Genomic DNA, 12,748 nt, shown 5'->3' with positions numbered 1-12,748 from the left:
CCCAAGATAACAAGACTTCAGGAGCAACTGACATGTCTGCAAAAGACGTCAAATTTGACACCGATGCCCGCAATCGCATGATGCGCGGCGTCAACGTGCTGGCCGATGCCGTGCGCGTGACCCTCGGCCCCAAGGGTCGTAACGTGGTCCTCGACAAATCCTTTGGCTCGCCGCGCATCACCAAGGACGGTGTTTCGGTCGCCAAGGAAATCGAACTGGAAGACAAGTTCGAGAACATGGGCGCGCAAATGGTCAAGGAAGTGGCCCAGCGCACCAATGACGAGGCCGGCGACGGCACCACCACCGCCACCGTGCTGGCTCAGGCCATCGCCAAGGAAGGCATGAAGGCCGTGGCCGCGGGCATGAACCCGATGGACCTCAAGCGCGGTATCGACCTGGCCACCACCAAGGTCGTCGAAGCCATCAAGGCGGCTGCGCGCGAAGTCAAGGACAGCGGCGAAGTCGCACAGGTCGGCACCGTATCTGCCAACGGCGAGGCCGAAATCGGCCAGATGATCGCTGACGCGATGCAGAAAGTCGGCAATGACGGCGTCATCACCGTCGAAGAGAACAAGGGCCTGGAAACCGACACCGAAGTGGTCGAAGGCATGCAGTTCGACCGTGGCTACCTGTCGCCCTACTTTGTCACCAATGCTGACAAGATGACCACCGAACTCGAGGACTGCCTGGTTCTGCTGCACGAGAAGAAACTCAGCTCGCTGCAGCCGATGGTGCCGCTGCTGGAATCGGTCATCCAGTCGCAAAAACCCCTGCTGATCATTGCTGAAGACGTCGAAGGCGAGGCGCTGGCCACGCTGGTGGTCAACAAGCTGCGCGGCGGGCTCAAGGTTGCTGCCGTCAAGGCACCGGGCTTTGGCGATCGCCGCAAGGCCATGCTGCAGGACCTCGCCATCCTGACCGGCGGTCAGGTAATCAGCGACGACCTGGGCATGAAGCTCGAGAATGTCACCATGGACATGCTCGGCAAGGCCAAGAAGATCGCGATCACCAAAGACGAAACCACCATCGTCGACGGTGCCGGCGACAAGGCCGAGATCGAGGCCCGCGTCGCCCAGATCCGTCAGCAGATCGAAGACACCACTTCGGACTATGATCGTGAAAAACTGCAGGAACGTGTTGCCAAGCTGGCCGGCGGCGTTGCCGTCATCCGCGTGGGCGGCATGACCGAAACCGAGGTGAAAGAGCGCAAGGACCGCGTCGATGACGCGCTGAACGCCACCCGCGCCGCGGTGCAGGAAGGTATCGTCGTCGGCGGCGGTGTCGCCCTGGTGCAGGCTGCCAAGGGCCTCGAAGGTCTGACCGGCGCCAACAGCGACCAGACCAACGGTATCGTCATCGTGCGCCGTGCGCTCGAGGCGCCGCTGCGTCAGATCGCCGATAACGCCGGCGTTGACGGTTCGGTCGTTGCCGGCAAGATCCGCGAGTCGGACGACCTCAAGTTCGGTTTCAACGCCCAGACCGAGGAATACGGGGACATGTTCGCCTTTGGCGTCATCGACCCGGCCAAGGTGGTGCGTACCGCGCTCGAGGATGCCGCCTCGATCGCCGGTCTGCTGATCACCACCGAGGCGATGGTCGCCGACAAGCCGCAGAAAGAAGGCGCTGCCGGTGGCGGCATGCCTGACATGGGCGGCATGGGCGGCATGGGCGGCATGATGTAAGCCTGCCCGCGCAGAGTACGACAATAACGGGGCCGCCCTTTGGGGCGGCCCTTTTCATGTTCGGGGGTTGTTGTGTTGCGGGGGTGCGGCCGGGGCAGAGGTCAGGCGCGTGTCGGCCGCACGGACTGTGCCGCATCACCGTTGCGCGCGGTGACGGAAAAGAAACCCCTGTGCGGACCGTTGTCATGGACGATATCGCACAGGTGGCGATGGATATGCTCCAGTTCCTGCTGCGCGCCCGTCAGCGCCAGCAGTGGCGTGTGATGCCCGGCCACACGCACGCACAGCGACGCCTGGCCCATCGGTGTCGATGGCCGGCGAAGGAACAGGCTTTCGATATCGTCCAGGTTGATGCTGCGCATCACCCGTCCGCGGTGGTTCATGTTGATCTTGGTCAGCGCCAGCGTGCCGCGCTTGGCATCCAGCGCCATCTGGCGCCGAAAGCCCCGGGTGCCATAGGCATAAACGGCCAGCCCGGTGGCGGTGCAGATCGCCGCCAGCATCCCGTGCGGCAGCGCCTGGTCGCTTCCCGATTCCATCGGCAGCACAAGCCATAGCATCGTCGATGCCGCGACCGTCAGCCCGCCGGTCAGGCGCAGGACAAGTTCCGACATGGCCTCCAGGCGGAAGCGGTTCGACCTTTCGCGTGCGGTCAGGCCCATCGGCGACCGCATCAGCGTAACCGTTCCCCAATCGCCCTCGTAGACGTGTTCGCGCTGCCCCATTTCACGGACCCCGATAAAAAATAATTGAATCAGTTGGCCAGAAAAAACCGGCGACAATGTGGCCCTGCGCGCATGATTTGACGGCAAATATCGGTCGCCGAACCTGCCGTTACGCCTTTTTGGGCCGGACAATGTGGTAGGTGCCGCGCATGTAGGTCAGCGGTTTTTCCCCGGCGTCAAAGATGTCGGTGACGTTGCCGATACAGATGGCGTGGCTGCCGTGGACATGCCGGTGACCGAGTTCGCAGGTAAATGCCGTGGCGCGGGGCAGGATCGGCCCGAAACGGGTTTCCGAAACATCGAGCCCGGCAAAGCGGTTGGGCATCCGTTCGTCGAACCTGCCCGCAAAGGCCCGCGCCAGGTCAACCGCGTCCTCGGGCAGGACGTTGACGCAAAAGACCCCGTTTTCCTCGACCGCGCGGGCGATGCGGCTGTCGTCACGCAGGCACACCAGGACAGAGGGCGGATCGGCCGACAACGACGTAAACGCGCTGATGGTGGCGCCGGCCATTCCCGCGGGCCCGTCGGTGGTGACGACGGTCACCGTGGCCGCGACCTGGCGCATCGCCGCGACAAAGGCCCCGCGCGCCACCGTCATCGGCGGGCGGTTCTCTGTGCGGGGCGCTTGGGCGCGTTGGCTGCCAAGGGGGGCGGTCTCCTATTACGGCGCGGGCCGGTTTGCAGGTGTAGAGATAGTGGGCAAATGCCTGCCGGTAAAGGAGGCAGCAAGCGGGGCGGTTTCGGCATCGGCCTGCATGCATCACGCGCCCCCCTGCAGGCAACTGATTGCCCTTGCCCGCGATTGTCCCTATCACCCCGGCCTGAACCGGAGCCGCCAATGCCTGACACCTCTTCTGCCGTGGCCTTTTTGCCGCCCGCCACCCGGCCGGGCCTGTTCGGGCTGGGGCGGGTGGCGCTGGATGCGCTGTTCTGGCCGCTCGGCCGGCCCGAAAGGCTGTCGCATCCCGGCGCCACACTGGCCGATATGGGGGCGCAGGATCACCTGGTCGGCCTGGCCCAGGACCTGATGCGACCACGGTTGCGGCGGGGTACGCGGGTGCAGATGTCGGTCGTCATGGCCGAGCCCGAGGTGATTCACGGTGCGCGCCAGCGCCGCGCGGTGCGCCGGGCCGGGCGCTATCACCGAATCCTGAGCTATAACGAGACGCTGCTTGCGCGTCTGCCCAACGGCATATTCTTTCCCTACGGCACAAGCTGGGTGCCGGAATGGCGCGAGCGCGACATGACCAAGCGCGCCATGTGTTCACTCATCGCGTCGGCGAAGCGGTCGCAAGAGGGGCACGAGCTGCGTCACCGCATGGTCGAGGCCGTGCGCCGCGACGGCCTCGATGTCGAGGTCATGGGCCGTGGCTACACCCCCTTTGGTGCCAAGGCCGAGGGGCTTGCCCCCTATCGCTATTCAGTGGTGATCGAGAATGTGCGAGAGCGCAATTTCTTTACCGAAAAGCTGATCGATGCGGTGCTGTGCCGGACGGTGCCGATCTATTGGGGTTGCCCCAACATTGCCGACTTCATGGATGTCTCGGGCATGATCCTGTGCGAGACCGAAGCCGAGATACTGGCGGCCATCGCTTTGATGTCAGAGGCCGACTATGCCGCACGGCTGCCAGGCCTGCTGGCGGCGCAGGAACAGGCGGCCGCCTATGGCGACATATTCGAACGCGCCGCCCGCGCGGTGCTGACGGACCAGCTGGTGCCGCCGCATCCCCGGCCGGCGGGGGCCTGACCCCGCCGGTTCCGTGTGTCGCCGGCAATGGCGAACGGGATCACCCCGCGATAAGGCCCATCTGTTCGAGCTTGAGAATGACCTGATGGGCGCAGTTGTCGACGTCATGACCTTCGGTGTCGACGCGCAGTTCGGGGTCTTCAGGCACGTCGTACGGGTCTGAAATTCCGGTGAATTCCTTGATCTTGCCCTCGCGCGCCAGCTTGTAGAGCCCCTTGCGGTCGCGGCGTTCGCATTCCTCGAGCGAGGTCGAGACATGGACCTCGACGAAGGCGCCGTATTGCTCGACATCCTCGCGCACTGCCCGGCGGGTGGTGGCGTAAGGCGCGATCGGGGCACATAGCGCAATGCCGCCGTTCTTGGTGATTTCGCTTGCGACATAGCCGATGCGGCGGATGTTGAGGTCGCGGTGCTCCTTGGAAAAGCCCAGCTCGGAAGAGAGGTTCTTGCGCACGATGTCGCCATCGAGCAGCGTCACCGGCCGGCCGCCCATCTCCATCAGCTTGACCATCAAAGCGTTGGCGATGGTCGACTTGCCCGACCCCGAAAAGCCGGTGAAGAAAACGGTGAAGCCCTGCTGGCTGCGCGGCGGATAACGGCGGCGCAGCTGTTCCACCACCTCGGGAAAGCTGAACCAGTCGGGGATTTCCAGCCCCTCGCGCAGGCGGCGGCGCAATTCGGTCCCCGAGATGTTGAGGATGGTGACGTTGTCGCGGTCCTCGATCTCGTCCACCGGCTCGTACTGGGCGCGTTCCTGAACATAGACCATGTGCTTGAACGGCACCATCTCGATGCCGATCTCGCCCTGGTGGGCGCGCACCATATCCTGCGCGTCGTAGGGGCCGTAGAAATCATCGCCCTTGCTGTTCTTGCCCGGGCCGGCATGGTCGCGCCCGACAATGAAGTGGGTGCAGCCGTGGTTGCGCCGGATCAGCGCATGCCACAGCGCCTCGCGCGGGCCGGCCATGCGCATCGCCAGGTTCAGCAGGCTCATCGTGGTGGTCGAGCCGGGGTACTTGTCCAGCACCGCCTCGTAACAGCGCACGCGGGTGAAGTGATCAACATCGCCCGGCTTGGTCATGCCGACGACCGGGTGGATCAGCAGGTTGGCCTCGACCTCCTTGGCGGCGCGAAAGGTCAGCTCCTGGTGTGCGCGGTGCAGGGGATTGCGGGTCTGGAAGGCGACGATCTTGCGCCAGCCCAGCTTGCGAAACAGCGCGCGCAACTCGTTGGGCGTGTCGCGGCGGGCGCGGAAATCATAATGCACCGGTGTCTGGATGCCGGTCACCGGGCCGCCCAGGTAAACCGGTCCGGCGGTGTTGTGCAGATAGTTCACCGCCGGGTGGGTGCTGTCGTCGGCACCAAACACCTTTTGGGCCTCGCGCGCCTTGTCCGGCGTCCAGCGGTCGGTGACGGTGAGTGTCGCCAGGATCACCCCCTCCTGGTCGCGCAGGGCGATGTCCTGGCCCAGCTCGATGCCCTTGGCGAATTCCTCGGACACGTCCAGCGTGATCGGCATCGGCCACAGGGTGCCGTCGGCCAGGCGCATGTTCTCGACCACGCCATCATAATCGGCTTGGGTTATGAACCCCTTCAGCGGATTGAACCCGCCGTTCATCAGCAGCTCCAGATCGCAGATCTGCCGCGGGGTCAGGTCCCAGCTGATCAGGTCAGCCGCCTCGACCTTCAGCTTTTGCGCGGACTCGTAGGAGACGTATAGTTCGGGGATGGGGGCGAGGTTGGAATGGGACATTTTCATACTCGTCGTAATTCGGTTGGGCGGATTAGGCCCGCAGCGCCGGACCCGGTGTCAGGGGCGCCATAGACCCGCTTGGCACCGGGTTTCAAGGCGGCAAGGGTCAAAGTGGCAGACTGCGGCGGAAAAACCGCGTCTCGAATGGCGATATGCCGGGGAAGGTTTGTCGATGTTGCAAAGGCTGGGAGATGAATTTTCCATTCCGCTCGGTGATGGAAATGTCTTGTGCTTCCTTATCAAGAGAGGCTGTGAAATTCTCCTGATTTGCGGATTTGGCAGTGTCAGCTGCTAAACCGTGACGACATCATAGATACCGAACAACATGAACGAACGGCGCGGTAATGCCCGCGCCGTTTTGCATTTTTGGGGTGGGACCCGTGGCGCGCGCCGGTCAATCCTGCTGTTCGGCCAGGAACCGTTCCGCGTCCAGCGCCGCCATGCAGCCCATGCCGGCGCTGGTCACCGCCTGGCGGTAGACGTGATCGGTCAGGTCGCCGGCGGCAAAGAGGCCGGATATCGAGGTCTGCGTGGCGCCCGGCGCGACCTTGACGTAATCGCCGTGATGCATCTCGACCTTGCCCTTGACCAACTCGCTGGCCGGCGCGTGGCCAATGGCGATGAACACACCCTTGCAGGGGATCTCACTGGTCTCGCCGGTCTGGGTGTTCCTGACCCTGACGCCGGTCACACCCTTGGGGTCTTGGTCGCCCAGTATCTCGTCGATCTCGTGAAACCATAGCGGCTCGATCTTGGGGTTTTTCAACAGCCGGTTTTGCAGCACCTTTTCGGCGCGCAACTCGTCCCGGCGGTGGATCAGCGTCACCTTCGAGGCGAAATTGGTCAGAAAGAGCGCCTCTTCGACGGCGGTGTTGCCACCGCCCACGACCACGATTTCCTGCCCGCGGTAAAAGAACCCGTCGCAGGTGGCGCAGGCCGAGACACCGAAGCCCTTGAATTTCTCTTCGCTTTCCAGCCCCAGCCACTTGGCCGTTGCGCCGGTGGCCATGATCACGGCGTCGGCGGTATATGTGGTGCCGCTGTCGCTGGTGGCGCGAAACGGCCTGCTGTCGGTGTCGAGATCGGTGATGATGTCGCCCACGATCTCGCAGCCCATCGCGCGGGCGTGCGCCTCCATCCGGACCATCAGGTCGGGGCCCTGCACCTCGGTATCGCCGGGCCAGTTCTCGACCTCGGTGGTGGTGGTCAGCTGTCCGCCCGGTTCGATCCCCTGAACCAGCAGCGGTTCCAGCATCGCCCGCGCGGCATAGATGCCGGCGGTGTATCCGGCAGGGCCGGAGCCGATGATCAGGCATTTGGTGTGGCGGGGCTCGGGCATGAGGGGCAACCTTTGATCAGTTCGTATCAGGGTGGGTCTTGTCTGGACGAGTCGGCTGCGAGATATAGCGGCGCCGGCGACCGGGTGAAAGCCCGCCCTCGGCGGCCCGCAGGCAATACGTGTCCGGGGCGCGTCGCTATGGCCATTCGAAACGATCTTGCGCATGCGCGAAATAATATTGCGCGCGCCGGCGGCAATGCTATAACAATCGCGAATTCAAGGAGGGGATATGCCCGCCACCCGACTGGACGAGATCGACCGCAAGATACTGGCCGAACTGCAGGCCGACGGTCGCATGACCAATGTCGAACTGGCCCGCCGCGTGGGCATCTCGGCGCCGCCCTGCCTGCGCCGGGTGCGCACGCTGGAAGAAAGCGGTTACATCCGCGGCTATCATGCCGAGGTCGATGCGCGCGAACTGGGGTTCGAGGTGCAGGTCTACGCCATGGTCGGGCTGCAAAGCCAGGCCGAGGCAGACCTGTCGGCGTTCGAGGACCGCTGCCGCGCCTGGTCGCTGGTGCGCGAATGCAACATGCTGAACGGCGAGGTCGATTTCATGCTGAAATGCGTGGCGCCCGACCTGTCCACCTTTCAGCGGTTCCTGACCGAGGAACTGACCGCGGCCGACAACGTGGCCAGCGTCAAGACCTCGCTGGTCATCCGCTGCGCCAAGGATGAACCCGGCGTGCCCTTCGATGTGCTAGAAGAACGGCTGAGCCAGTCCGCGTAACGCAAAGAGGGCCGCGGATCGGCCCTCCTTGCTTGCCGTGACACCTGTCCTGCCGTCAGGCGACGTCCGCCTGCGCGGCGTCGTTCAGCGGCAGGCGCTGACAGGCCAGCGGGCCAAAGTCGCGCGGCCGTTTCACATGCGGAAAGAAGGACATGAACAGGTCCAGCATCTTGGGCCCCATGTTGCGTTCGAACCCGACGCCGGGGTGATAGCTTTCGGTTTCCATTCCGTTGGCCGTGATGATCGCGTGGCGGCGCAGGCACAGGTGATAGACGGTCACCGGGCGCGGCGGCACGATCTCTATCGCGTTGACACCATCAACCATGTGCGAGGCAGGCGTAAGCGCATGGTCGCCCATGATCTTGTCGAACAGCCGCGGTGGCCGCAGCATGAAGCGCGCGCCGGGGCCGGCCATGATGTCAGTCTGCGGCCGGCCAAAGCCAAAGCTGTCGGCGGTGATCCGGGTCAGGCTGGAGCCATCGGGAAACTTGTCGCAACGCGGCACCAGCGTCATTGCGCCGACCCATTGCAGTTGCAGGGCGCCGTGGTTCTTGGTGGCCAGCTTCATCCCCGGCACAAGGTCCTCGACCGGGACGGGGCCGCGGGTGGTGGCGATCAGCGTACCGTGTGCAAAGGCGGAAAATGCCCCTTCAAAGGCCGGAATGGCCGGGCCGATCTGTTCGGATTGGCGCACCTGGCCATCGTTCAGAAGCGCGGAGATGCGATATTTCCGCATGACCAGAGGCTTTCGTGTGGGCTGTCTGGCCGTTGCGGCGCGCGCCGATGCAGAACTACGGCCTGAGAAAGCGGACGAAGTATTGGACGGAACACGCGCGGCATATGCCCGCGCGGCATAGGAAGGGGTCACCATGATCGAGTCACCTCTAAAGGTAGTCTCAACCGCGTCGGCCCCCACCGACAACGACAGAAGGACTTGTTACTGCTTACGTTGCTAGATGTGTTCAGATGCCAAACAAATGGCGCAATTGCCCCAGTTTAGTCAAATTTCAGCTATTATTGTAATGACCTTGCCGACAATCATGCAGCGATGCGCCGACTGTTTTTCCGCAATCAACGCTTTTGCCACAATTGATGAATCGGCGATTCGAAAATCCAGTTTATGAAGTTAACTCAGTGCAGGGAACGGGTCCTGCTGTCAGGCGACGCTGACGGTCTTGAGAATGGCGTCGTGGCGGGTAGAGCGGCGCTTGCCGCGCTGAAATGGCATCGGCGTTGCAGCTTGTTTGCTGGTCTCAATGACCGATTTCATCCACCGAGTCCTCATCTCCGCGCTCCTCTTCAGTACTTGTTACCGTTGGCCTGTGGCCTTCGCTTGTATGGCGGCAGTATTGTCGTGGTTTGGGGCAAAGATTGGGCCAAGAGATGGGAATAGCCGGGAAACGTCGTCGCTATTCTTGGGCCGCACAATCCACGCGTGCATTTTCGCAAGGTATTGAAAAACTGTTGCAAATCCGATGAACGCGGTAATAGCCGGTGCCGTCTACGGACAAAGTGGGCGTATTCCTGCCCAGACCTTGCCCAATTTCACAGGCGGATCGCCGACAACAGCCGGCCATAATCCGCCTCGGCCGCGTGGGTCGCGCGGCGATAGGAATAGAATCTCCCGGCGTCGGAATAGGTGCAGTGCCGCGTCCATTCCGCGTGCCCGATACCGGCGCTGCGCAGGCGATGCAGCCCGTAGGCGGGCAGGTCGAACTGATAGCGGCCCTCGTTGCCGTTGGCAAAAAAACGGTGGTTGTCGGGGTCCTCGGCCATGAAATCATCCAGGAACTCGGGGCCCACCTCATAGGCCGCCTGGCTGATCGTCGGCCCGATCGCCGCGCGGATGTCGCTGCGGTTCGCGCCCAGCCGTTCCATCGTGTCGAGCGTGGCGTCAAGTACCCCGTCAAGCGCCCCGCGCCAGCCGGCATGCGCGGCGCCGATCACGCTGGCCTGCGCGTCGGCAAACAGCACCGGCTGGCAGTCGGCGGTCAGCACCGCCAGCGCCAGCCCGGGCCGGTCGGTGACCATCGCGTCGGCGGTCAGGCGGCCGGGGGCGGGGCCATCGATCACCGCCACCTCAGCCGAATGCACCTGATGCACGGTGATCAGCGCCTCCGGGGGCACGGCCATCGCGTCGGCAACGCGGGCGCGGTTGATCTGCACGATTTCGGCCTGGTCGCTGGAGCCGAGGCCGCAGTTGAGCCCGGCGAAGATGCCCGACGACGCCCCGCCGCGCCGGGTAAAGAACCCGTGCCGCAGAGGTGCGAGGCAGTCGGCGGTGAGAATTTCCAGTGTCATGCGTCCAGTCCGGGTGGCGGGGTTGCGGTCTTGGGAAACAGCGCCATCACCTTGAACAGAGTCCCCATTTCGGCCGGGTGGGTCAAGCGCCGATGCGCGGCGACATGCGTCTCCAGCTCTGCGCCGGTCAGCCCGCGCGCCAGGGCCTGTGCTCGCTGGGTGATGCCCAGCCGTTCCAGAAACACGCCCTGCGGCGTCAGCCGGCTGGCGGAACAGGGCTGGGCGGCCTGCGCCAGCGCCTCGAAATCCACATGCGCGGTCAAATCGGCCTCTCCCGGCTCGGCCAGCGGGTCGGCATGTTCGTGCCTGCGCACCGCCTGCAGCGTGTCGCCCAGCGAGCGCCAGTCACCATAATCGACGATCAGCGCGGCCCCGCCTCGCGTGGCGATTCGGGGGCCGATCTCGGCCGCGATGGCCTCGGCCGCGGGTGAGAATTCGACGATGTCGCCATCTCTGGTGTCTTCCAGCCGGTGCGCCAGTTGCGGCAGCGGCGTGGGGTCGCTCAGCCCCAGGCACAGTGCGCCGTCACGCAGCCCCACCACCCGTTCGCGCCACGCCGCGCCCTCGCGCACCGCCTGCCGGATCGGCAGCGCGTCGAAAAACTCGTTGGCGACCAGGAAAAGCGGCAGGTCGGGCAGGGCGGTGATGCTGTCGTGCCAGGTGATGTCATCGCGCCCCAGCGTCGCCGCCTGCGCCTGCCGCAGCGCCGGAGATGTCTCGACAAGGTGCAGCCGTAGCGCGTCGTGAAAGCCCGGCACCGCGCGGGTGGCGCGCAGGATGTCGGCCATCAGCGTTCCCCGCCCCGGCCCCGGCTCGGCCAGGGCAAAGGGGGCCGGCGCGCCCTGGTCCAACCAGCCTTGCGCCAGCGCCAGCCCGACCAGTTCGCCGAACATCTGCGAAATCTCGGGCGCGGTGGTGAAATCGCCCCCGGCGCCCAGCGGGTCGCGGGTGGTGTAATAGCCGTGCTCGGGATCGCCCAGGCAGGCGGCCATGTAGTCGGCCACCGTCATCGGCCCACTGGCGGCGATCTGGCGCGCCAGCCTTTGCCCCAGTGGGGTCATGCTGCCGCCCGGGCGCGGGCGCGCAACAACAGCCACAGACCCAGCGCGATCATCGGCAGTGACAGGAGTTGCCCCATCGTCAGCCCGTAGCCCTGCACGCGCAGGGCCAGCCCCAGCGGGTTGCCCTCTGTCACGAACTGGGCGTCCGGCTGGCGTACGAACTCGACCAGGAAACGCGCAAGGCCATAGCCGGCAAAGAACACCCCTGTCAGCGCCCCGGGTCGCGCCAATGAGCCGCCCCTGAACGCCATGACGATCAGAGCCGTGCCCAGCAGCAAACCCTCAAGCCCGGCCTCGTAAAGCTGCGAGGGATGGCGCGCGCAGGCGCCGACGATGCCGGGACAGTACTGCGCCATCTCACCGGGAAAGATCACGCCCCAGGGCAGGTCGGTGGGCCGGCCCCACAGCTCGGCATTGATGAAATTGGCGATCCGCCCCAGCAACAGCCCCGGCGGTGTAGCCATGCACAAGACGTCCGCCACCGACAACCAGGCGATGCGCTGACGCCAGGAATAGACGACGCAGGCGGTGATCACCCCCAACAGCCCGCCGTGAAACGACATGCCGCCCTGCCAGATCATCAGGATCTCGCCGGGATGGGCAGCGAAATAGGCCGGGTTGTAAAAGAGGACGAAACCCAGCCGCCCGCCCAGGATCACGCCCAGGATCACCCAGGTCAGCAGATCCTCGACCTGGGGCTCGGTAATGGCCGGGTTCCCGCCCCGCCAAAGGCGCGGCCGGCGCACCGCCGCGACCACCAGACGCCAGCCGATCAGGATGCCGACGATATAGGCCAGCGCGTACCAGCGCAGCGCCAGCTCGAAACCGAAGACCGGCAAGGTGAATATCTCGGGCGAGATGTCGGGAAAGGGGATCGCTGCCTGCATGTCTGCCTCTCGTGCTGTGCCGGGTGCGGGCAAGTCAACCTTGCGGGTCCGGCCTTCGGTCGCCATATAGAGTGCAAAGGTAACGCCGGAGCAATCCCCATGCAGACCCGCAACAAGGTTCTTGACGATCTAGGTCAACTGATGACCAACGCCATGGGCGTGGCCCAGGGCGCACGGGAAGAGGCCGAGACGGCGATGAAGTCGATGATCGACCGCTGGCTTGCCGACCGCGATTTCGTCACTCGCGAGGAATTCGACGCCGTCCGCGCCATGGCCCAGAAGGCCCGCGAAGAGAACGAGGCGCTGAAAGCGCGGATCGAGGCGCTGGAAAAGGGCGCGAAATAACCGCCCGCCCGTAGGGTGGGTTTCCAACTCACCGATCCACCAACTTCTGTTCCGAACGACGGGCCGCGCCGCCTGTAGGCGCTGGCGCGTGCAAGGGCCGCATGGGGTGCGTTGCGCCCGAAAACCCTCGTCGATGGACGGGGTGCGCTGTCGCTGCAACGCGTCATTACGTCTTGAT

General features: G+C 64.6%; 12 protein-coding genes. 4 read left to right on the top strand and 8 right to left on the bottom strand.

Annotation, left to right across the window (positions count from 1 at the left end; translation table 11 throughout):
- Window positions 1–32: 32 nt before the first annotated feature.
- Window positions 33–1,682, top strand: a complete 1,650-nt coding sequence (gene groL / locus DL899_RS11010) for a chaperonin GroEL (RefSeq protein WP_111734407.1) — start codon at window positions 33–35, stop codon at window positions 1,680–1,682.
- Window positions 1,683–1,783: 101 nt separating this feature from the next.
- On the opposite strand, the gene DL899_RS11005 is transcribed toward groL, so the two are convergent.
- Together DL899_RS11005 and DL899_RS11000 are read right to left on the bottom strand one after the other, a co-directional pair.
- A complete protein-coding gene (locus DL899_RS11005; protein WP_111734406.1) occupies window positions 1,784–2,407 on the bottom strand; it encodes a hypothetical protein in 624 nt (207 codons plus the stop codon).
- A 109-nt stretch (window positions 2,408–2,516) separates the two neighbouring features.
- On the bottom strand, window positions 2,517–3,005 hold the full coding sequence (locus DL899_RS11000) for a flavin reductase family protein (protein WP_111734405.1): 489 nt from the start codon (window positions 3,003–3,005) through the stop codon (window positions 2,517–2,519).
- Window positions 3,006–3,245: 240 nt separating this feature from the next.
- Here DL899_RS11000 and DL899_RS10995 point away from each other — a divergent pair, with 240 nt between their 5' ends.
- Window positions 3,246–4,154, top strand: a complete 909-nt coding sequence (locus DL899_RS10995; RefSeq protein WP_111734404.1) for a glycosyltransferase family 10 domain-containing protein — start codon at window positions 3,246–3,248, stop codon at window positions 4,152–4,154.
- 40 nt (window positions 4,155–4,194) lie between these two features.
- Here the strand turns inward: DL899_RS10995 and DL899_RS10990 are convergent, their stop codons facing one another.
- Together DL899_RS10990 and trxB are read right to left on the bottom strand one after the other, a co-directional pair.
- Window positions 4,195–5,907: a bifunctional sulfate adenylyltransferase/adenylylsulfate kinase gene (locus DL899_RS10990; RefSeq protein ID WP_111734489.1), complete on the bottom strand. Its 1,713-nt coding sequence runs from the start codon at window positions 5,905–5,907 to the stop codon at window positions 4,195–4,197.
- Between the two features lie 394 nt (window positions 5,908–6,301).
- Entirely contained in the window at window positions 6,302–7,246 is a 945-nt protein-coding gene (gene trxB, locus DL899_RS10985; protein ID WP_111734403.1) for a thioredoxin-disulfide reductase, read from the bottom strand.
- A gap of 229 nt (window positions 7,247–7,475) precedes the next feature.
- Here trxB and DL899_RS10980 point away from each other — a divergent pair, with 229 nt between their 5' ends.
- Window positions 7,476–7,976, top strand: a complete 501-nt coding sequence (locus DL899_RS10980) for an Lrp/AsnC family transcriptional regulator (RefSeq protein WP_111734402.1) — start codon at window positions 7,476–7,478, stop codon at window positions 7,974–7,976.
- A gap of 55 nt (window positions 7,977–8,031) precedes the next feature.
- Here the strand turns inward: DL899_RS10980 and DL899_RS10975 are convergent, their stop codons facing one another.
- The 4 genes from DL899_RS10975 to lgt form a co-directional block, all read right to left on the bottom strand.
- Complete coding sequence (locus DL899_RS10975; protein WP_162685558.1) at window positions 8,032–8,712, bottom strand: Hint domain-containing protein; 681 nt, start codon at window positions 8,710–8,712, stop codon at window positions 8,032–8,034.
- Between the two features lie 809 nt (window positions 8,713–9,521).
- Window positions 9,522–10,277 (bottom strand): peptidoglycan editing factor PgeF, encoded by a 756-nt coding sequence (pgeF, locus tag DL899_RS10970; RefSeq protein ID WP_111734400.1) that lies wholly within the window; start codon window positions 10,275–10,277, stop codon window positions 9,522–9,524.
- Entirely contained in the window at window positions 10,274–11,338 is a 1,065-nt protein-coding gene (locus tag DL899_RS10965) for a class I SAM-dependent methyltransferase (protein WP_111734488.1), read from the bottom strand. Before DL899_RS10965 ends, pgeF begins: the two co-directional genes overlap by 4 nt.
- Window positions 11,335–12,225, bottom strand: a complete 891-nt coding sequence (lgt, locus tag DL899_RS10960; protein ID WP_111734487.1) for a prolipoprotein diacylglyceryl transferase — start codon at window positions 12,223–12,225, stop codon at window positions 11,335–11,337. Before lgt ends, DL899_RS10965 begins: the two co-directional genes overlap by 4 nt.
- A gap of 99 nt (window positions 12,226–12,324) precedes the next feature.
- Here lgt and DL899_RS10955 point away from each other — a divergent pair, with 99 nt between their 5' ends.
- Entirely contained in the window at window positions 12,325–12,570 is a 246-nt protein-coding gene (locus DL899_RS10955; RefSeq protein WP_111734399.1) for an accessory factor UbiK family protein, read from the top strand.
- The last annotated feature ends 178 nt before the right edge of the window (window positions 12,571–12,748 follow it).

It is taken from the genome of Roseovarius amoyensis (assembly GCF_003260265.1).
GTDB lineage: Bacteria > Pseudomonadota > Alphaproteobacteria > Rhodobacterales > Rhodobacteraceae > Roseovarius > Roseovarius amoyensis.
Note: the sequence above shows the minus strand (reverse complement) of the source record. Positions and strands in the feature narration are given on the sequence as shown.